Origin of the sequence: uncultured Streptococcus sp. (genome assembly GCF_963511325.1) — a bacterium.
Lineage (GTDB): Bacteria > Bacillota > Bacilli > Lactobacillales > Streptococcaceae > Streptococcus.
The window spans coordinates 1-19734 of record NZ_CAUPII010000016.1 but is presented as its reverse complement, the minus strand read 5'-3'; the positions used below and the strand labels follow the sequence as shown (position 1 = coordinate 19734).

The 19734-nt window shown below is 39.6% G+C and carries 22 protein-coding genes and 1 pseudogene; 5 read left to right on the top strand and 18 right to left on the bottom strand.

Annotated elements, in window-relative coordinates; translation table 11 throughout:
• Window positions 1-110 precede the first annotated feature (110 nt).
• The 7 genes from RQ973_RS05850 to RQ973_RS05820 all read right to left on the bottom strand — a co-directional run bounded on the left by RQ973_RS05850 (window position 111) and on the right by RQ973_RS05820 (window position 5147).
• A complete protein-coding gene (locus RQ973_RS05850; RefSeq protein ID WP_045763743.1) occupies window positions 111-1166 on the bottom strand; it encodes a BMP family protein in 1056 nt (351 codons plus the stop codon).
• Window positions 1167-1260: 94 nt separating this feature from the next.
• The gene (locus RQ973_RS05845) at window positions 1261-1650 is read right to left on the bottom strand and encodes a cytidine deaminase (RefSeq protein WP_301559356.1); all 390 of its coding nucleotides are present in this window, start codon (window positions 1648-1650) and stop codon (window positions 1261-1263) included.
• On the bottom strand, window positions 1637-2299 hold the full coding sequence (gene deoC / locus RQ973_RS05840) for a deoxyribose-phosphate aldolase (protein ID WP_311523135.1): 663 nt from the start codon (window positions 2297-2299) through the stop codon (window positions 1637-1639). Before deoC ends, RQ973_RS05845 begins: the two co-directional genes overlap by 14 nt.
• A 17-nt stretch (window positions 2300-2316) precedes the next feature.
• Window positions 2317-3600 carry a pyrimidine-nucleoside phosphorylase gene (locus tag RQ973_RS05835; protein ID WP_248035451.1) on the bottom strand — a complete coding sequence of 428 codons (1284 nt, stop codon included), beginning with the start codon at window positions 3598-3600 and terminating at the stop codon, window positions 2317-2319.
• On the bottom strand, window positions 3597-4187 hold the full coding sequence (locus tag RQ973_RS05830) for a class I SAM-dependent methyltransferase (protein ID WP_248035453.1): 591 nt from the start codon (window positions 4185-4187) through the stop codon (window positions 3597-3599). Before RQ973_RS05830 ends, RQ973_RS05835 begins: the two co-directional genes overlap by 4 nt.
• A 107-nt stretch (window positions 4188-4294) precedes the next feature.
• On the bottom strand, window positions 4295-4573 hold the full coding sequence (locus tag RQ973_RS05825; protein ID WP_311523133.1) for a 1,4-dihydroxy-2-naphthoate prenyltransferase: 279 nt from the start codon (window positions 4571-4573) through the stop codon (window positions 4295-4297).
• Window positions 4574-4742: 169 nt separating this feature from the next.
• Complete coding sequence (locus RQ973_RS05820; RefSeq protein ID WP_311523131.1) at window positions 4743-5147, bottom strand: hypothetical protein; 405 nt, start codon at window positions 5145-5147, stop codon at window positions 4743-4745.
• A gap of 201 nt (window positions 5148-5348) precedes the next feature.
• On the opposite strand from RQ973_RS05820, the gene coaA reads away from it, so the two are divergent.
• From coaA to RQ973_RS05805, 3 genes are all read left to right on the top strand, one after another.
• Window positions 5349-6269 carry a type I pantothenate kinase gene (gene coaA, locus RQ973_RS05815; protein WP_311523129.1) on the top strand — a complete coding sequence of 307 codons (921 nt, stop codon included), beginning with the start codon at window positions 5349-5351 and terminating at the stop codon, window positions 6267-6269.
• A 52-nt stretch (window positions 6270-6321) separates the two neighbouring features.
• A complete protein-coding gene (gene rpsT, locus RQ973_RS05810) occupies window positions 6322-6570 on the top strand; it encodes a 30S ribosomal protein S20 (RefSeq protein WP_029689628.1) in 249 nt (82 codons plus the stop codon).
• Window positions 6571-6635: 65 nt separating this feature from the next.
• Window positions 6636-7148 carry a DNA topology modulation protein gene (locus RQ973_RS05805; protein ID WP_311523127.1) on the top strand — a complete coding sequence of 171 codons (513 nt, stop codon included), beginning with the start codon at window positions 6636-6638 and terminating at the stop codon, window positions 7146-7148.
• Between the two features lie 229 nt (window positions 7149-7377).
• Here RQ973_RS05805 and RQ973_RS05800 read toward each other — a convergent pair whose 3' ends face one another.
• The 11 genes from RQ973_RS05800 to RQ973_RS05750 all read right to left on the bottom strand — a co-directional run bounded on the left by RQ973_RS05800 (window position 7378) and on the right by RQ973_RS05750 (window position 17535).
• Window positions 7378-8109, bottom strand: a complete 732-nt coding sequence (locus tag RQ973_RS05800) for an NAD-dependent protein deacylase (RefSeq protein WP_248035460.1) — start codon at window positions 8107-8109, stop codon at window positions 7378-7380.
• Window positions 8110-8339: 230 nt separating this feature from the next.
• A complete protein-coding gene (gene deoD, locus RQ973_RS05795; RefSeq protein ID WP_045763751.1) occupies window positions 8340-9050 on the bottom strand; it encodes a purine-nucleoside phosphorylase in 711 nt (236 codons plus the stop codon).
• A gap of 351 nt (window positions 9051-9401) precedes the next feature.
• Window positions 9402-10112 carry a type 1 glutamine amidotransferase gene (locus RQ973_RS05790; RefSeq protein ID WP_248035462.1) on the bottom strand — a complete coding sequence of 237 codons (711 nt, stop codon included), beginning with the start codon at window positions 10110-10112 and terminating at the stop codon, window positions 9402-9404.
• Window positions 10109-11344 carry a chloride channel protein gene (locus tag RQ973_RS05785; protein ID WP_248035464.1) on the bottom strand — a complete coding sequence of 412 codons (1236 nt, stop codon included), beginning with the start codon at window positions 11342-11344 and terminating at the stop codon, window positions 10109-10111. Before RQ973_RS05785 ends, RQ973_RS05790 begins: the two co-directional genes overlap by 4 nt.
• Before the next feature lie 4 nt (window positions 11345-11348).
• Complete coding sequence (locus RQ973_RS05780) at window positions 11349-12158, bottom strand: purine-nucleoside phosphorylase (protein ID WP_311523124.1); 810 nt, start codon at window positions 12156-12158, stop codon at window positions 11349-11351.
• Window positions 12155-12715 carry a DUF1697 domain-containing protein gene (locus RQ973_RS05775; RefSeq protein WP_075231960.1) on the bottom strand — a complete coding sequence of 187 codons (561 nt, stop codon included), beginning with the start codon at window positions 12713-12715 and terminating at the stop codon, window positions 12155-12157. The genes RQ973_RS05780 and RQ973_RS05775 overlap by 4 nt, the downstream gene beginning before the upstream one ends.
• Window position 12716: 1 nt before the next feature.
• Complete coding sequence (locus RQ973_RS05770; RefSeq protein ID WP_075231961.1) at window positions 12717-13928, bottom strand: phosphopentomutase; 1212 nt, start codon at window positions 13926-13928, stop codon at window positions 12717-12719.
• Between the two features lie 12 nt (window positions 13929-13940).
• On the bottom strand, window positions 13941-14624 hold the full coding sequence (gene rpiA, locus RQ973_RS05765; RefSeq protein ID WP_061862936.1) for a ribose-5-phosphate isomerase RpiA: 684 nt from the start codon (window positions 14622-14624) through the stop codon (window positions 13941-13943).
• A 105-nt stretch (window positions 14625-14729) separates the two neighbouring features.
• The gene (locus RQ973_RS05760; protein WP_311523121.1) at window positions 14730-15659 is read right to left on the bottom strand and encodes a peptidase U32 family protein; all 930 of its coding nucleotides are present in this window, start codon (window positions 15657-15659) and stop codon (window positions 14730-14732) included.
• A 126-nt stretch (window positions 15660-15785) separates the two neighbouring features.
• Entirely contained in the window at window positions 15786-16466 is a 681-nt protein-coding gene (locus RQ973_RS05755) for an ABC transporter ATP-binding protein (RefSeq protein WP_311523120.1), read from the bottom strand.
• Between the two features lie 13 nt (window positions 16467-16479).
• Window positions 16480-17535, bottom strand: a complete 1056-nt coding sequence (locus RQ973_RS05750; protein WP_075231964.1) for an ABC transporter permease — start codon at window positions 17533-17535, stop codon at window positions 16480-16482.
• 369 nt (window positions 17536-17904) lie between these two features.
• Between RQ973_RS05750 and RQ973_RS05745 the strand changes: the two genes are divergently transcribed.
• A complete protein-coding gene (locus RQ973_RS05745) occupies window positions 17905-18180 on the top strand; it encodes a DUF3270 family protein (RefSeq protein WP_075231965.1) in 276 nt (91 codons plus the stop codon).
• A 163-nt stretch (window positions 18181-18343) separates the two neighbouring features.
• Window positions 18344-19650: pseudogene (locus tag RQ973_RS05740) on the top strand (ISL3 family transposase).
• The last annotated feature ends 84 nt before the right edge of the window (window positions 19651-19734 follow it).

Below are 19734 nucleotides of genomic sequence, written 5' to 3'. Positions count from 1 at the left end.
CAATAAAACCTGCTAAAGAAACTTAGCAAGCTCTATTGAGACAAAACACTTTGTCTCAATTCTTAAAGAAGCGGCCACAGGCCGCTCCCCTAAGAAATGACTTTCATCCATTATTTTTCAGGAACTTTTACACTTCCATCAAGGATTTTAGCTTTTGCATCTTCAACAGCTTTTTTACCTTCTTCAGAAAGGTTAGTTGTTACTAGATCAACCCCTTTATCCTTCAATGAGTAAACGATCACTTGACCGCCAGGGAATTCACCTTTTTCAGTTTTGTTTGCGATATCTTGAACTGTTGTTCCGACTTGTTTCAAAGTAGAAGCAAGTACGAAGTTTGATTCTTTACCATCTTTAGAAGTATATTTACCTTCTTCAACTTGGTCACGGTCTACACCGATAACCCAAACTTTTTCGCCTTCGTTTTTGCTTTCATTCAAAGATTTAGCTTCTGAGAAGACACCTGCACCAGTACCACCAGCTGCTTGGTAGATTACGTCTGCACCTGCAGCGTATTGAGCTGCAGCGATTGTTTTACCTTTAGCGGCATCACCAAATGAACCAGCGTAGTCTACTTGTACTTTGATAGATGGGTCAACTGACTCAACACCAGCTTTGAAACCAGCTGCGAAACGAGAAATAACTTCAGATTCCATACCACCTACAAAACCAACTTGTTTTGTTTTAGTAGTTTTAGCTGCTGCTACACCTGCAAGGTAAGCTGCTTCGTTATCAGCAAATGTTACACTTGCTACGTTCTTTTGATCTTTAATCACATCATCAATCAAAACATAGTTCAAGTCTGCATGTTCTTTCGCTGCTTCTTCAACTGCATTGTGAAGGGCAAAACCAACACCATAAATCAAGTTGTAGCTTCCTGCTGCTTGGTTCAAGTTGTTAGCATAGTCAGCTTCACTTGTTGATTGGAAGTATGTGTAGCCTTTATCTTTTGCAAGATTGTGCTCTTTACCCCAAGCTTGAAGACCTTCCCAAGCTGATTGGTTGAATGATTTATCATCAACACCACCAGTATCTGTAACGATAGCTGCTTTAGTCTTCAAATCAGAAGATGAAGATGCTGCGTTACGAGAAGAGCGATTACCACATGCAGCAAGTCCAAATGCTGCTACTGCAACTAGACCAAGGCCTAGCCATTGTTTCTTGTTCATTACTGAACCTCCTAAATAAGATGCGCAACGAAGTTGCAAGTATGGATTGATTGGTCACAAGGACCCTTGTCACTCAGGGAGTGACGCAGACTAACTAATGCAAGTCTGTAAATGAGTATGGAAGTAATTCCCCGACCGTCATCTCGACCGTCGATTTATCTTTGGCAACTAAGGTCACCTTTAGATCTTGTTCAAAAAATTCGACCATAACTTGGCGACAAGCTCCACATGGAGAAATAGGTTTCTCAGTTTGACCATAAACAATCAATTCTGAAAACTCCCGTTGTCCTTCAGAAACAGCTTTAAAAATAGCTGTTCTCTCACCACAGTTGGTCAAGGGGTAGCTAGCATTTTCAATGTTAACCCCTGTATAAATACTTCCGTCTTTGGCTACCAAAACAGCGCCAATCGGAAAATGTGAGTAAGGGACATAAGCCTTTTTACTAGTCTCAATCGCTAAATCAATCAACTCAGTAGTCGCCATCTGCTAACTCTCCTTTTAGGATTGCTACACCAGAAGATGTTCCAATACGAGTAGCTCCAGCTTCAACAAAGGCAACAGCATCTGTATAAGAACGAGCACCACCAGCAGCTTTAACCCCCATATCAGGTCCAACTGTTTGGCGCATTAATTTAACATCTGATAGGGTTGCTCCACCTGTTGAGAAGCCTGTTGACGTCTTGACAAAGTCTGCTCCTGCTTTCTGGGCTAGCTGGCAAGCCTGAACTTTTTCTTCATCAGTTAACAAACAAGCCTCGATAATAACCTTAACCAGTTTGTCTCCGCTTGCTTCAACAACTGCTCGAATATCTGATTCAACCAAGTCCACATAGCCTGACTTGAGTGCTCCAACATTGATAACCATATCAATCTCATCAGCACCATTTTGGATAGCTTCTTTAGTTTCGAAGGATTTAACAGCAGATGTTGTGGCTCCAAGAGGAAAGCCTACAACCGTACAAACCTTGACATCAGTAGTTTCTAGACCAGATTTGGCATGAGCAACCCAGCACGGATTAACACAAACACTGGCAAAATCATAGTCTTTGGCTTCAGATAACAAACGATTAATTTGTTCCACTGTTGCATCTTGCTTTAAAAGCGTATGATCAATGTATTTATTTAATTTCATTTCGGTTTTTCCTTAAATTAGGAGATGATTTCGATAATTTCACGCGATTTTATCACTTCATCACTTATTTTAATTTTAACATATTTTTGGAAATCTGTAACTAGTTCCGGAGAAATTTTGCCATTTGTATATACTTTTGCAACAATTTCACCCTTTCTGACAAAGTCTCCAACTTTCTTCTCAAAAACAATCCCCGTCTCATAGTCAAGGGCGTCTGTTTTCACTGCACGACCAGCACCCAATCTCATGGCAAAAAGACCAAACTCCATGGCTGGAAGTTCTGCGATAATACCATCCTCTTGAGCAGGAATATCAACTATATGGTCAACTTTTACTGGACGATAGAGGTCTTCTAAATCTCCACCCTGAGCTACAACCATCTCTTCGAATTTCTGGAGTGCCTTACCATTTTCAAGATGTTGTCTTACTTCCTCAACAGTTTTTTCAACATTTGCTAAAGATAGCATAATCTGGGCTAACTCGCAGATAAAATGACTAATATCTTCACGTCCCTTACCTTGAAGAATTTCTAGTGCTTCTAGGATTTCCAAGCGGTTTCCAATGGCACGTCCCAATGGTTGACTCATGTCCGTAATGACTGCTACTGTCTTGCGACCTACAGCTTTACCAAGATTTACCATAGTTTGAGCCAATTCACGGGCCTCGTCCACTGTTTTCATGAAGGCACCTTCACCAACAGTAACGTCCAGTAAGATGGCGTCAGCTCCAGCTGCAATCTTTTTACTCATGACTGAGCTAGCAATCAAGGGAATAGTATCAACCGTTGCCGTCACATCACGAAGGGCATAGAGCAATTTATCAGCCTTAACCAGTTGATTGGACTGGCCAATGACTGAGACCCCAATCTCTTGAACTTGTTTGATAAATTCATCCTGACTTCGTTCAATCTGAAAACCTTTGATGGATTCTAGCTTATCAATGGTCCCACCAGTATGACCCAGACCTCTACCACTCATCTTAGCAACTGGAACACCGAAACTAGCTACTAATGGCGCTAAAATTAAGGTAACCTTATCTCCCACTCCACCAGTAGAGTGTTTATCAACCTTTATACCCTCAATAGCTGATAAATCAAATTCCTGACCTGTCTTAACCATGTTCATAGTCAAGTCAGAAATCTCATCTATAGTCATTCCCTGAAAATATACTGCCATAGCAAAAGCTGCCATCTGGTAATCAGGGACGATTCCAGATACATAACCTTCAATCAACCATTGAATCTCACTGGAGCTTAGTTCTTGGCCGTCTCTTTTTTTCTGGATTAGATCTACTGCTCTCATTCTTTCACACTTCTAAGGATATAATATCCCTTATCTTTCTTTACAACCTCACAATTGCCAAAAACTTCTTCCATCTTACTTTTGGCACTAGGAGCTCCTTGTTTTTTCTGGATGACAATGGTCAAATCTCCACCATCAACAAGATAATCAATACTTTTCTCGATGATTTCATGAACGACCTGCTTGCCTGCACGAATGGGCGGATTCGAAATGACATGATTAAATTGTCCTTCTACCTGCTCATAAATATTAGACTGGAAGATAGTCGCTTGAACCTTGTTTTTTACTGCATTTTGCTGGGCTAAATCCAGGGCACGATTATTGATATCCACCATCGTTGCTTGGGCACCATAAGCCTTAACCAAAGACAAGCCTATCGGACCATAGCCACAACCAACATCAAGAATTTTTTCATCTTTTTCGACATCTAGACATCTTAGTAATAACTGACTTCCAAAGTCAATCATTTTTTTACTAAAGACACCCGCATCTGTCAAAAAGGTCATCTTTTGCCCAAGTAGCTCAACTCTAAGCTCATGAACATCATGGGCTGCATCTGGATTTTCTGCATAATACATTTTACTCATGACACTATTTTACCATAAAAATAAGTTATTTGTAAATCGTTTACAAAGGTAGCAAGCCCTTACATCACATTGTATTTTCTCAAAAATAATATAAATTCGGATTAACATTAGGGTCCTAGTAAAAAGCTCCCTACTGCCATGGTAATCGGAAAAGCAAAAATGCAAGCAAGACCAAAAAAGAAGAGCCAGCACTTTCTTTCAAAGAATGCTAGCACAAGGTAGCCAAGACCTACGAGGGGCAATAAAATAAAAAGAACAAAAGTGGTCCAGTTATAGGAGTGAAGTCCGATAGAAAAGGAAAAATTAATCCAGTTTGGTGATAACCATAAAACAACTACAAACAGACTGATCAAAACAAAGATCTTATCTCTTAATCTCGTTTTCATCTTAGCACCTCCTTTATAGGTTTTCCCCCTTATATTTTAACAAAGAAAGCGCTTTTCTTCAATCTCTATCAATTATTGGAAACGAATGACAAGTCATTGAGAGCTACAAGGTATCACAGTCAGGATAAAACAACAAATTTATTGTCTATAATCAGATGCATTTTAATTACTATTGCTTTACCTTCAAATACTTAATTATCAACAGGATCCCCAACAAGATATTTAGATAAAAGCCTAACTGATAAGTTTGTGTCAGGATTTCCAAACTTGTCCACAGTCGTATCAAATCTTCTATTGACATGCGGAATAAATAACCCTCTGTAGCAATCCACAAAATCAAAAATAGATAACTACCAGCAACAAGGAATTTTGTCCAACCTTTCCTTAACAACCATGCAATGAGGAGTGAACAAATGAAAATAGTTGTTACAATGGCATAATCCATTAAAAATGTAAAACCATAATAAATTTCCACAAAACATCTACCATTATCCACATTGTCTCCTTTTATAAAAGGTAAAGCAAAACTTAAAATAAAACAGAGTTCCAATATGTAACTTTTTAAGATTTTCATAGTACACCTCCTATGAGTTGTGAACTAAAAAGCCCCCTTTATTAGCTGATAATATCAGGAGAAATCAGCTCCTACTTCATCAATAAATTGTTCATTCTCTATCTACTTATAGTATATACTACTGACTTATCACATTCAAGAAACCGCTTTATTTTTTTAGCTTTTTATGGTATGATAGACAAAATATCTAGGGGAAAACAAATGACCAACGAATTTTTACATTTTGAAAGGATAAACCGCGAAACTTGGCAATCCTTGCATCGCAAAACAACTCCTCCCTTGACCGAGGAAGAGTTAGATTCTATTAAGAGTTTCAATGACCAGATTAGCCTTCAAGACGTTACAGATATCTATCTGCCACTGTCACATCTGATTCAGATTTACAAACGTTCCAAAGAAGACCTTGCCTTCTCAAAAGGCATTTTCCTACAAAGAGAGAGCAAAAAACAGCCCTTTATTATCGGAGTTTCTGGGAGTGTTGCTGTCGGTAAATCAACCACTAGTCGACTCTTGCAAATTTTACTGTCTCGTATCGTTCCTGGAGCAAGTGTTGAACTAGTTACTACGGATGGTTTTCTATACTCAAATAGTGTCTTAATTGAGCAAGATATCCTTAATCGTAAAGGTTTTCCTGAGAGCTACGACATGGAAGCTTTGCTTAATTTCCTAGACCAACTTAAAAATGGGCAGGATGTTGATATTCCTGTTTATTCCCATGAAATCTATGATATCGTGCCAGGTCAAAAACAACGAGTAGAAGCTGCTGATTTTGTCATTGTTGAGGGAATCAATGTTTTCCAAAACCCTCATAATGCCCGTCTCTATATTACTGATTTCTTTGACTTTTCAATCTATGTAGATGCCGCTGTCGAAGACATTGAAAGTTGGTATTTGGATCGATTCTTAAAACTTTTGAGCTTTGCTCAAGATGATCCAGGCAACTATTACTACCGTTTCACTCAACTTCCTCTTAGTGAAGTCAAGGATTTTGCTCACCAAGTTTGGACCAGTATCAACCTCACCAATCTCCAAAATTACATTGAACCGACACGAAATCGAGCCGAGGTCATTCTCCATAAATCTAAAAATCACGAAATTGATGAAATTTACTTAAAAAAATAATTTTCCCTTGTCAAAACGTAAGTTTTCAGATATAATGGTATAGTTAGTAAAAATGGAGGTAAGAACATTGGCAAACATTAAATCAGCTATCAAACGCGCTGAATTAAACGTTAAACAAAACGAAAAGAACTCAGCTCAAAAATCAGCTATGCGTACTGCTATCAAAGCTTTTGAAGCAAACCCATCTGAAGAACTTTACCGTGCTGCCAGCTCAGCTATCGATAAAGCAGAAACTAAAGGTTTGATCCACAAAAACAAAGCTAGCCGTGATAAAGCACGTCTTGCAGCTAAACTTGGTTAATCTTTAACTGCATACAAAATGAGCTCTTCGGAGCTTTTTTTGTACACTTTTTTCTGGAGGTCATTATGAAAATAGCCATTATCGGATATTCAGGATCAGGTAAATCTACTCTTGCTGAAAAACTATCTAAGCACTACTCCATCCCAAAACTTCACATGGACACACTTCAATTTCAGCCAGGCTGGGTAGACAGTGACCGCGATTGGATGCTTAAGGAAATGGAGACTTTCCTTACCAAACACAAAGATTGGGTCATTGATGGCAACTACTCTTGGTGTTGCTATGAGGAAAGAATGGAGCAAGCTGACCAGATTATCTTTTTAAATTTCTCGGCTTGGACTTGTTTGCTAAGAGCCTTTAAGCGCTATTTAAAATATAGAGGCAAAGTTAGAGAAAGTATGGCAGCAGGATGCCCCGAGCAATTCAACTGGGAATTTATCCGTTGGATTCTCTGGGATGGACGAACAAAAAATGCAAAGGAAAGATACCAACACTTAAACAATACTTACGGAGAAAAGATGCGCATTCTCCATTCTCAAGCAGAGATTGATTGTTTTTTGCGATCTTTAAAAAAGTAAACAATATAGTAGCATTTCATTAAAATCAGCATGTACTGATTGACTAAAAAAGGAAGATTTTCATCCAGAAAATCTTCCTTTTTTCCTTTTATTCAACAATTAAAAATAACTCGAGCAATTTATAAATCAACAATAATATTCCCCTAGAAATGAAGAGAATCGTGTTCATAGTTTCTGAGTTCGTGATACAAAAAACTGAAGGAAGTATAGTCCTACTTCTTTCAGTTTTTTATTGTCTCAATTTAGAAAATACTTCTCCGATCTTACCTTCGATAACTAAATCAGCTTGGCTATCTTGAGGGGTGCTGGACTTGTTGATAACGACAAGATTTGACCCTGAAAAATAATTGATGAGGCTAGCTGCAGGATAAACGACTAAGGAAGTTCCACCAATGATCAATAAATCTGCTTGCTGAATGACTCGGGCTGCTCGACTAAAAACATCCATATCCAGAGGTTCCTCATAAAGGGTTACGTCAGGTTTGACCACTTTACCACAATATAAACAATGAGGAACTGGACCTTCAAGTGCCAAAAAATCATCCAAATCATAAAAGTGATGACAGCCCAAACAGTAATTACGATCTGCACTACCATGCAGTTTCAAAACTTTCTGAGACCCCGCCATTTCATGCAAGCTATCAATATTTTGCGTCACAATTGCTTTTAATTTACCTGTTTTTTCTAACGACGCTAGATAATCATGTGCTAAATTTGGCTTGGCATCTGGATAGACCAGATACTTTTTGTAGAAGTCAAAAAAATCCTCTGGATAGCGTTCAAACACGGTGCGTGAAACAAGTTGCTCGGCAGTAAAATGGCGCCCCAACTTAAGACTATAAACACCATCAGAACTTCGAAAATCTGGAATATTAGACTCTGTTGAAACCCCTGCACCACCGAAAAAGACAATTCTTTGACTTTTATCTATCAGTTCCTGTAATTGTTCAATCTTATCCATTTCACCCCTCCTTAAGTTTTTTGTTCTAAAAAAGTTGAAAACCTTTAGCTTCTGTCAACCAGGCTTTCAACTTTATTTGATTATGATTTAAATGTTAAACTGACTACTTTTGGTCCTTTGACACAATTTGACGTTCTTCAAAGTCCTTATTCTCATCTATTATAGGATTGAAGCAATGAACATGCTTATCATTTTGAGAACAAGAGTAATCACATGAATGGAATCTAACTTTAGTCTGCAATCAAGGTTTCTAGACCAACCTTCATCATATCTGTGAAAGTATTTTGGCGCTCTTCTGCAGTTGTATCTTCATCTGGATTAACCAAACTATCTGAAATAGTCATGATAGCAAGAGCATCAACATGGTGTTGGGCAGCAAGATAGTAAAGGGCTGCTGCTTCCATCTCCACTGCTTTAACTCCCCACTTACCAAGCTCGATATTTTTTTCAAAGTAGTTTGAGTAAAAGACATCTGATGACAAAACATTTCCGACGTGAGTGGTCATACCGAGGTCTTTGGCAATATGATAGGCTTTATCTAGTAAATCAAAGCTAGCGATTTGTGGAAAATCATATTGAGGCCAGTCATTGCGGATAATGTTTGAGTTGGTAGCAGCTGCTTGCGCCAAGACCAACTCACGAACGTGAACATCCTCATTCAAAGAACCAGCAGTTCCGACACGGATCAATTTTTTCACACCGTAATCGACAATCAATTCACGCGCATAGATAGAGATAGAGGGCATCCCCATCCCTGTTCCCATAACAGATACACGATGGCCCTTGTAAGTTCCAGTGTAACCAAACATGTTACGGACTTCATTGAAGCATACAGCGTCTTCAAGAAAATTCTCAGCGATAAACTTCGCACGAAGAGGATCTCCAGGAAGAAGAATTTTATCAGCAATTTCACCCTGCTTAGCAGCAATATGGATAGACATAGTTTATGATACAAAGAGCGACCAGAAAGCGACTGAAAATTAGGAATCTGACGAGAAATCCTGATTTCACAGTCAGATTATCTATTTTCCGAGCTTTCCGCTCGTGTTCAAATTAGAACACACGCTCTACCTTTCTTTTTTATTAATAGGACAGGCGACAGAGAACAAAGTAAAAATAGGAAACTGGCGACGCATTGTAAATGCTAGACAGTTTATCTTTTTTACACAGTTCTCCGCCCGTATTCAGTTCAGCTAATACGGTTAACCCATCCTTTCTTTTTTAATTGAGTAATTAGAAAAGCTTTCTGCTCGTGTTCAAATTTGAACACACGCTCTACCTTTCTATTATTTTTAATTTGTTAATGAATCCAAAAATGCATAGAGTTTTGCATTCATTTCTCGATAAGCATAGTTACGAATAGCTTCAGACTTTTGAACATAAGTCAATTTTTTGCTTTGTTCTTCCAAAACTTCTTCACCATCCGCAGCAATTAAGAGCTCTACTGCTTCTGGATCAAATTCCAAATGAGCTTGGAAGGCATAGTGTTTAGGACTAAAGCGAATAATCTGACGTGGACAGCCTTGACTGGTCGCAAGGACGATAGCATCCTCTGTTAATCCCGGCATATCTCCATGCCAGTGACCAGTATTTAAAGTTTGTCCAAAAACTTTGACATGATTGTCTTTTAATCCAGCTTCAGTTAGCGTTATTGGAAAAACACCAATCTCACGCTCTGGACTATGCTCATACTCTGCGCCATAAGCAACAGACAAGAGTTGAGCACCAAGACAGACCCCAACAATATAACGATCTGCCTTCATAGCCTTTTGAATCAGCTCAATCTCTGCCTGAGGATCGTAGTATGGAAAAGTTTCCCGATCTTCATCTGGCGATTGAGGTCCCCCCATCACAATTAAGAAGTCGATTTCATCCACTGTCTCTGGTAAGGCTTCATTCTCATAGACTTTGGTCGTGGTCACTTGATGGCCACGATCCTGCGCCCATTTTAGATAAGCGCCCGGCACTTCAAAGGTTTCATGCAGTACAAAATGTACCTTCATCGTTTCTTCTCCCATCTCTTTCGAATCACGTAAGACAGACCAGCCGCAAGTACAAGCGGAATTGTCAAACTCCAAGTTTGGCCTGTAAATCCAAGGCTCAGGGCAATGGCTGTCAGAGGAGCTTTTAAGGTCGTCCCTAAAAAGACGGTCGCTCCTAGTAACATCCCTAGAGCAGGATCTAGATGAATCCCAACTGCTGTCAAAAGCAAGGTCACTAGGTAGCCAGATCCAATCCCTAAGGCAAATGATGGTGTTAAAGTTCCCCCATAAGCACCATTGCGCAAGAGGAAATAAACCAGAATCCCCTTCACTGCAAGAGCCAGTGGAAGATAAGGAATCGACTGGCTAGACAAGAGGGCTTGCGCTAGTATCTGGCCATTTCCCATAAAGATAGGGAAAAAGATTGCTAGTCCCCCCAGCACTAGAAAGGCTAGCGGAAGAGCCCAAAGAATCGACCCATTCTTCCGCCGTTTGTGACTAGCCCGCTTGGCTAGGAAAGCAAAGACCAGAGCCAAGGGAGTAACCAAGAAAGCAATCACAATAGCCTGAAAGAAACTGCTAGCCGACCATGAGACTGCGGACAGGTGATAAATAGCCTCCTGACCAATGATGGACTGAGCGACCCAGGTGGCCAGATAAGTGCTGGTCAAAACCAGTAGAAGGTTCTGCCAACTGTAGGCGAGTCCTAAAGTCTCAAAGACGAACAAGCTACTGGCAAAGGGAACTTGATAGACCGCAGCTAAACCAGCTCCAGCACCACAGACAATCAAGACTTTTCGCTCTTTGAGGGCTAGAGAAAAACCTTTCGCCAAGCGACCAGCTAGAAGAGCCCCAACCTCACGTGGTGCTCCTTCTTTTCCGACCGATGCACCTGCTCCGACAATCGCAACCTGCATCCCTGCATGAAGGAGGTGGGCTAAGAGCGCTGGTTCCCTGTCTCCAGCTAAGTCAATTTGCTGGCGAATAGACAGAATCTTATAACGCTTTTGCAAGACATACCAAAAACCAGCTGCCAAACACCCAGTCACACATAAGACCAAAAATCTACGGAGACCTCCAGCTTCTTGAAATTGCTGGAGTAAATCCGACTTATCTTGGCCAAAGGCCAGCCCTTGCACCCCTTCTAGTAGATAATGACAGGCAATTCCGACCAGACCCGTCCCTATTCCTAATGATAAAGTGGCTAGAAGCACTCTCAGTCCATAGGGAATACTTTGGAGTCGTACTCTCATAACATTACAATTCTGCAAGAATCGCTTTCAGCAAGCCTTTAAAGTCGCCTTTGACACGTTCGGTAACTTCTACTACTTCTTCGTGGTTAAGTTCCTCTTGGAAACCAGCCGCAAAGTTGGTAATACATGAAATACCAAGAACCTTCAAACCAGAATGCGCTGCAACGATGACTTCTGGAACGGTTGACATTCCGACAGCGTCTGCACCAAGTGTCTTATAAGCACGGATTTCAGCTGGAGTTTCATACGTTGGACCGGTTACACCGATATAAACACCATCATCAAGTTTAACACCAAGCTTTTCAGCAACTGCATGAGCTGTAGCACGATATTCTGGAGTGTAAGCTTTTGACATGTCTGGGAAACGTGGACCGAAGTCATCTAAGTTTTCACCGATTAGAGGGTTTTGGCCTGTCATATTGATGTGGTCAGTGATAGCCATCAAAGTACCAGGACCAAAGCCGATACCTCCAGCAGCGTTGGTTACAATCACACCTTCACAGCCCAAAACTTTCATGACACGAACTGGGAAAGTCATGACTTCAAGCGGATTTCCTTCATAGAAATGGAAGCGTCCTTGAAGTGCTAAAACCTTACGTCCTGCAAGCTCACCGTAAACCAATTTTCCAGCGTGTCCAACAACAGTAGAACGTCCCCAGTTTGGAATCTCAGCATAGTCTACCACAACTGGATTTTCAATTTCTTCAGCAAGTTCTCCAAGTCCTGATCCAAGAATCAAGCCGAACTCTGGTGCTTCTACTCCCTTTTCTTTTAAGAAAGCAGCTGTTTCATTGATTTTTGCTAATAATGTCATTGTCTGTCTCCTTCATAATCTTTTAAAAATTGACCAATTTTGTCAAAGGTTTTTGCATTTCGAATAGTAATATTACGATAGAAAGGCATCTTAAGCAGGAACTTGTGATAGGCTGTTTTGCTATAGGTTTCTTCTGAGAATTTGCCCCAGAAGATTCCCAGTTTCCCGAAATGAAGCAGTTCATCTACCAGTTCCATACTTTCGACTTTCTCAATGACTTGCTTGTTATCCAGTCCCTCAGTATAAAAGAGAACATCCTTTCGAGCCATTTCTTGGAACCACCATTCCGGAAGAGTTCTAAGCTCCTCTTCATAATCTTCTTGACTTAACAAGGAAAAATGTTGGATAAATGGATAATGCTTGTCAAAGAAAGCCTGTAAGATCTCCACTAGTTGAGTCTTCGAGATACTTGTGTCAAAGAAAATATTGCCACTATTGATGTAGGTTTCAACATTTTCCAATCCCAACTCTGTCAATTCTTGACGAAGCTGGGCCATGACCACCTTATGTTTCCCACCGACATTGATCCCTCTAACCAGTAATGCCAAGCGAGTCATCTTAAACCAATTTATCTAAGAAACTTTCACCAATCATAGCTTTATCAACGCCAAAGTTATCAGCGATTGTCGCAGAAATATCAGCAAAATGACCGATTGGTAGGTGTCCATTTCCTTTTAGTGATGGGCTGTAGGCCAAAAGTGGAATGTATTCACGAGTATGGTCTGTACCTGCATAAGTAGGGTCATTACCATGATCGGCAGTAATCATGAGTAGATCATCTTCTCTCATAGCAGCGATAAGTTCTGGCAAACGTTCATCAAACTCGTGCAAGCAGTCGCGGTAACCATGTGGATCACGGCGGTGACCGTAAAGTGCATCAAAGTCGACCAAGTTAGTGAATGAGAATCCTTTTTCAAACTCAGTAAGGCCCATTGTTGTCAAAAGTGTGTCAATTCCATGGCTATTTGACTTATTGTGGCCCATATCATGGTTCACCCCAGCACCATTAAAGATATCGCTAATCTTACCTACTGAGTAAGTATCAATGCCTGCTTCGTTGAGTTTGTCCAAAACTGTTGGAGCAAATGGAGATACAGCCAAGTCACGACGATTTGCAGTACGTGTGAAGTTTCCAGGCTCACCAACATAAGGACGAGCGATAATACGTCCGAGAAGAGCTGGACGCTCTAAAGTAATCGAACGAGCGTATTCACAGATACGGTAGAGTTCATCCAAAGGAATGATATCTTCATGAGCTGCAATTTGAAGAACTGGGTCAGCTGATGTATAGATAATCAACTCCCCTGTTTCCATTTGGCGTGGTCCAAAGTCATCGATTACAGCAGTTCCTGAGTAAGGTTTGTTGGCTTCACGAATAACCTTGCGTCCTGAAAATTCTTCGATTTTAGTAAGAATTTCTTCTGGGAATCCATTCCAGAAAGTATCGAAAGGTTCAGTGATATTAAGTCCCATGATTTCCCAGTGACCAGTCATGGTATCTTTACCTAATGACACTTCCTCAAGTTTAGTGTAGTAGCCGCTAGGATTTGCCTCTGCGGGAACCGTTTTAAGGGATGTTTCACGCTCGATGTTACCAAGACCAATCTTAGCCATGTTAGGAACATTCAAACCAACTGATTTTGAAATATGGCCAAGTGTATCAGATGCTCCATCTGGAACCCCTGCATTGACAAAGTTATTAGCATCTGGTGCTGCACCGATTCCTACAGAATCGAGTACCACCAAATGAATACGTTTAAATTTTGACATCGTTTGCCTCCTTTATTTTCCTTTTGTTGAAGTTAAAACCTGAACGCCAGCTTGCCCTGCAACAATCACTTTATCAACCATTTGATTAAATAAACCGTGCTCAACAATACCGACCTGAAGATCCAGTTGATGACCAAAAGCAATCGGATCTTCAATAACACCTAAATCAAGATCAATAATGAAATTTTTCATATCCGTCACAAAGCGTTGGCCATCTTTTTCACGAAAACTTGGCTTATAACCAGCTTTTTCAAAACGACGGAAAACCTGTTCTGCTCCGTATTGGACAACTTCGACAGGTAGTTTGAAAGCGCCCAGTTTCTCAACCATTTTGCTCTCATCTACCACCCAGATATACTGTTTGGTTGGTGTCGCAACTACTTTTTCCATTAGAAGTGCACCACCGCCTCCTTTGATACCATTAAACTGGCGATCTACCTCATCAGCTCCATCAACAGTCACGTCCACCTCATCCACCTCGTCAATCGACTTAAGTGGGATATTCAATCCTTGTGCCTGTTTTGTCGTTACACTCGAGGTCGTTACGGCTGTAATTTGAAGTCCTTCTTCTTTAATTCTACGTCCGATCTCCTCTACGAAATAATAGGCAGTCGAGCCTGTTCCAAGTCCTACAACCATTCCGTTGGTTACGAACTCAGCAGCCTTGATGCCTGCTATTTTTTTCAGATTTTCCACTTAAACACCTCCAAACAAAAAGCTACTTTTATTATAACATGAATACGCTTTAAATTCATCCTTGCACTAGAAAAACCCGAACATTTTATTTCGGGTTTCTGATTCTTATTTAACCATGTCAGGATCGTAGTCATAAAATCCTGTGTCAAGGAAACGATTTTTTGGATGGAGTTTACGGACTTGCTCATCCAACAAGAAGGCTTGGTCATGCGTAAAGCTTCCCTCTTGAATCAAGCTACGAGCTTGGATGAAGAGTTTTGCAATCTCAACAAAATCTTGCCCTGGAGTATATAGTCCCTCTAGTTTCCAATGAGTGAAACCATGGTCTACCAACTCTGTCAATTTTGTCATCAAATCAAGGTCATTGTTAGCAAAAATGTGAGTTCCATGATTGTCTTCAAAAATAGAGTAGTGACTATCTGGATCACTTGGCTCCGCTAAGAACAAATCACGCTGACGTGTTTTTTCATCATCAATCTGAGTAAAATTATAGTAATTCTGCAAGAGTGGACGCTTAGAGTGGTGGATAACACTTGCTCCATAGACCAAAATTTCAGCAGGAATTTCCAAAATTTCAGGCATTTTAAAGAGTTCAGCTGATGGAATTTCACGAGCCAATACTGCCTCAGAAGCGCCAGCCTTTTGTCCCCAGAAATTGATCTGACGGCTGCTAGTTACCATCGTTGAGGCGTCATAGATGGTTTTAAAAGAATAACCATCGCGATTGACAACATAAAAGACACCTGCATCCCCAACAGTAATGTAGTCTGTTTTAATATCTTCCAAGAAATCAAGGAAGGGCTTGATACGATCCATCATATCCTGATGCATAAGGGCATTGACCGCTACGATCAATTCCTTACCTGCATCATGAACCAGACCAGCGATGGTTCTCAGTTCATCATAAGAAAAAGTCTTTGGCAAACGAAGTCCAAAATCTTTCTCACCAACATAGATGCGGTCAACTCCCGCCTCTAGTAATTCTTTTACTTGTTCAATGCTTTCAGCAGTTGCTGTAATAATAATCTTTTCCATAAGAAAAATTATACCACATTTCTGAAAAATCAGCTATGGGCAATCTATTTTTTAAGAAAAGTTATACTCTTCACTTTTATAAAAAGAAAAGTGAACTACCTTTACTAGAGTTCACTTTATATTCTTTTATGCTTGTATTTCTTCAACAAGGTGACCATCATTCATGATAAAGACACGGTCCACCTTATCTAGAAGTCTGGTGTCATGAGTAATCATTACCACTCCTCTTCCCTGCTCATGGGCTATAGATGCCAGCATATCCGTTACTTGATAAGCTCTTTGGGTATCAAGACTGGCTGTTGGTTCGTCAGCAAGAACGATGCTAGGATTGTTATAGAGTGCTCTGGCAATTGCTGCTCGTTGACGTTCTCCCCCAGATAAGGCCTTAGGATAATGATTTTGAACTTTGTTCAGATCCAGCAAATCAAATAACTCTTGACGGTCACTTTTCGAAGATTCGTCTTTATCTAGTCGATCAATTAAGTCTAATTGTTCCTTCACTGTTAAAAAAGGGATCAGATTTGAAGCCTGTAATATAAAACCAAATTCCTTAAACCGAAGATCTGTTTTCTCTTTTTCAGTCAAATTACCCGTTTCTGTTCCCTTTACTAAAATCTTCCCACCTGAAGGCTCCTGCAACTGTCCTAAGGTGGTCAAAAAGGTTGTTTTACCAGATCCAGAAGGACCAACTATGGCAACAAATTCACCTGCATTCAGCTGAAAATTGGTCTCATGGAGAGCTACAACTTTCATCTTGCCTTCGCCATAAGTCTTTGTCACTTGAATCATCTCAATTAATCTAGTCATTTCATTCTCCTTATCATTCTGCAATCGCTGTAATTGGATCCACTTTAAGTAGACGCGGAAGCGAAATGACGCCACCCAGAAGTTCCATCAAGCAGATAACCAAGCTTAGCATAAAGTATGCCAACCAACTAGGATAGAAAAAGAAGGTTGCAGGTAAGACTAAAATGACAACCCAAATGGCAAACAAGGCTAATCCGATACCCAAACCAGATAAGAGAAAGATTTGGCAGAAAAGGGACCATACGATGGATTTGATCTGAACTCCTTGCGCTCGCATAATTCCATAGAGACCTAATTTTTGAATGGTAATGATGTAGATAAAAATCCCTACAATCAGACCTGTAATGACAATCATAGCTAGAATCATCCCTGAAAATACATTGACCTGAGGGGTGTAGCCAGGAATTTTCGAAATCATTTTTTGAATAGAAATCTGCTTCAAGCCATCGCCAGTCACTTCTACATCATTTTGTAATACCAATGCAGAGATAGAACGATTGGTTTTTGTTGTTCCTTGTAAATTCCAATACGTTGTTAAACTTGTGAAGACAACAGGTTCCGTAAAAAATTTATTTTCTTTGGTCAAACCTACAATCTTAAAACTTGTCTCACTTCCGTTGAGTTGAATAGTGTCCCCAAGTTTGATGCCGTAATTTTCAAAAGACTGATCCACTACAACTTCTTGGTCATTTTCTGGATAATGACCTTCAATCAAGGATGGCGAGATAAAACTGTCCCACTCTTGAGCAAAAATAGAGACATTCATCTTGTCACTACTATCAACAAGGTTAGTCACTGCAAACATATAGCTTAGGGGAACAGCATCCTCAGACACCTTATCCTTGTAGTCTTTTTCTGGTATAAAGGATGCAGTCAAATTATCATTTGCATAATCGGATAGAACAACTCCTGTTGCCTGCCAATTATCAATGGCAGCCCTGTTGTTTCGAACAAGTCCGAGAGCCAAACTGGTCATAAAAAAGACCATAAAAGCAATTAGAAAAATGGTTGTTAGAATTAAACTGTAACGCAGTTTATTCTGTAATATTTCTTTGATAGCAAGATACATGCCAAGCTCCTTTAAGTATTCTGTTGTCGAGGAAACAAGTTTCCCCTCTACCATAGCACTAAAGATAGAAATCTATCTCGTCATGAACAACTAGAATCAATTTAAAAGAATCCTGTCCTTACTTCAAAATTGAATTTATTTGCATCTGTGTATGATTTTTATTCGTTTCATCCGTTAAATTTCTTCTCGTATTAGATAGAAAAAAATGATAAAGTTTAAACGGTTTACTCATCCTATCACCTTTGTAGAAGAGTGTCAAGAAATTTGTTTCATCATATGAAAACAGAGTTTATTCTTTTTGTAACCTTACTGTAATAATTTTTTTCTTGAAAAATGGTAAAATGAAAGAGTACTGTTAAGGAGAGAATCATGCCCGTAAGAAAATATCAACCGTATGAGTTTGAAGAAGAGGAAACTCAAACAACGCTCTATCAAGACTATGTTCCAGAAACCACTTCCGTTGCTAGTTTGAAGGAAGTTCTTTTCTTTGTAAACATTGCTTGTTTTTGCGTCTTTTTAGCCTTGTTTAGCTTTATCTTTTTAGCCCTCAAATTCAACACAGTTCTAGCTTTTAGCCTGGCAATTGCCTTGAGTTTAGTGGCATCAAACGTTCAACGTTCGATGATTAAGAAGAAATTTTATTAGATTCAAAAGGTCGGAATTTTTGTTCTGACCTATTTTTTTGGCTCTATAATATTTGTAGTGGGTAAATCCCCTATAGATATTATGGAGCCTATTTTGTTGTAGAAAAAAAGTCCCATATGACCTATAATGAAAAGCGACAAAACAACTCATTAGAAAGATTCATATGGAACAATTACATTTTATCACAAAACTCCTTGATATTAAAGACCCAAACATCAAGATTGTAGATATCATCAATATGGATACTCACAAAGAAATCAGCGCTAAACTGGATTATGAGGCTCCATCTTGCCCTGAGTGCGGATGTCAAATGAAGAAATATGACTTCCAAAAACCGTCGAAAATTCCTTATCTTGAAACAACTGGTATGCCTACTAGAATCCTCCTTAGAAAGCGTCGATTCAAGTGCTATCATTGCTCGAAAATGATGGTCGCTGAGACTTCTATCGTCAAGAAGAATCATCAAATTCCTCGTATTATCAACCAAAAAATTGCGCAAAAGTTAATTGAAAAGACTTCTATGACTGATATTGCCCATCAGCTATCCATTTCAACTTCAACTGTCATTCGTAAACTCAATGACTTTCACTTTAAGCATGATTTTTCTCGTCTTCCAGAGATTATGTCTTGGGACGAGTATGCCTTTACCAAGGGAAAGATGAGTTTTATCGCACAAGATTTTGATCAGCTCAATATCATTACTGTTCTTGAGGGAAGAACACAAGCTATCATCCGCAATCACTTTCTGCGCTACGATAGAGCAGTCCGATGTCGAGTGAAAATCATTACTATGGATATGTTTAGCCCTTACTATGACTTAGCTAGACAACTTTTTCCGTGTGCTAAAATCGTTTTGGATCGTTTTCCCCCTTCGTTATTATATTTCTAAACTCAGGCTAAAACAGTCCACTGGACTGTTTTACTCCAACACTTAAGCCGTGCTATGAGTCGTATCCGTGTTCAAATTATGAATCAATTTCATCGAAAATCCCATCAATACAAGGCTATCAAGCGTTATTGGAAGTTCATTCAACAGGATAGTCGTAAACTCAGCGATAAACGTTTTTATCGCTCTACTTTTCGTATGCACTTGACGAATAAGGAGATTTTAGTCAAGCTTTTGAGCTATTCAGAAGACTTGAAACACCACTATAATCTCTATCAACTCTTGCTTTTCCACTTTCAGAATAAGAAGCCTAACAAATTTTTCGGACTAATTGAGGACAATCTAAAGCAGATTCATCCTCTTTTTAGACTGTCTTTAAAACCTTTCTAAAGGACAAAGAGAAAATTGTCAATGCACTTCAGTTCCCCTATTCCAACGCCAAATTAGAAGTCACTAATAATATCATCAAACTTATCAAGCGCAATGTCTTTGGTTTTCGGAACTTTGACAACTTCAAAAAACGAATTTTCATCGCTCTGAATATAAAAATGGAGAGGACAACGATCGTCCTCTCCAGATGTTAACTTTTCTTCAATCCACTACAGGTGACAAAGAGCCCAAAAAGCGAACAATACTTAGAATTCCGTTTAACAAAATCCTAGCATTGT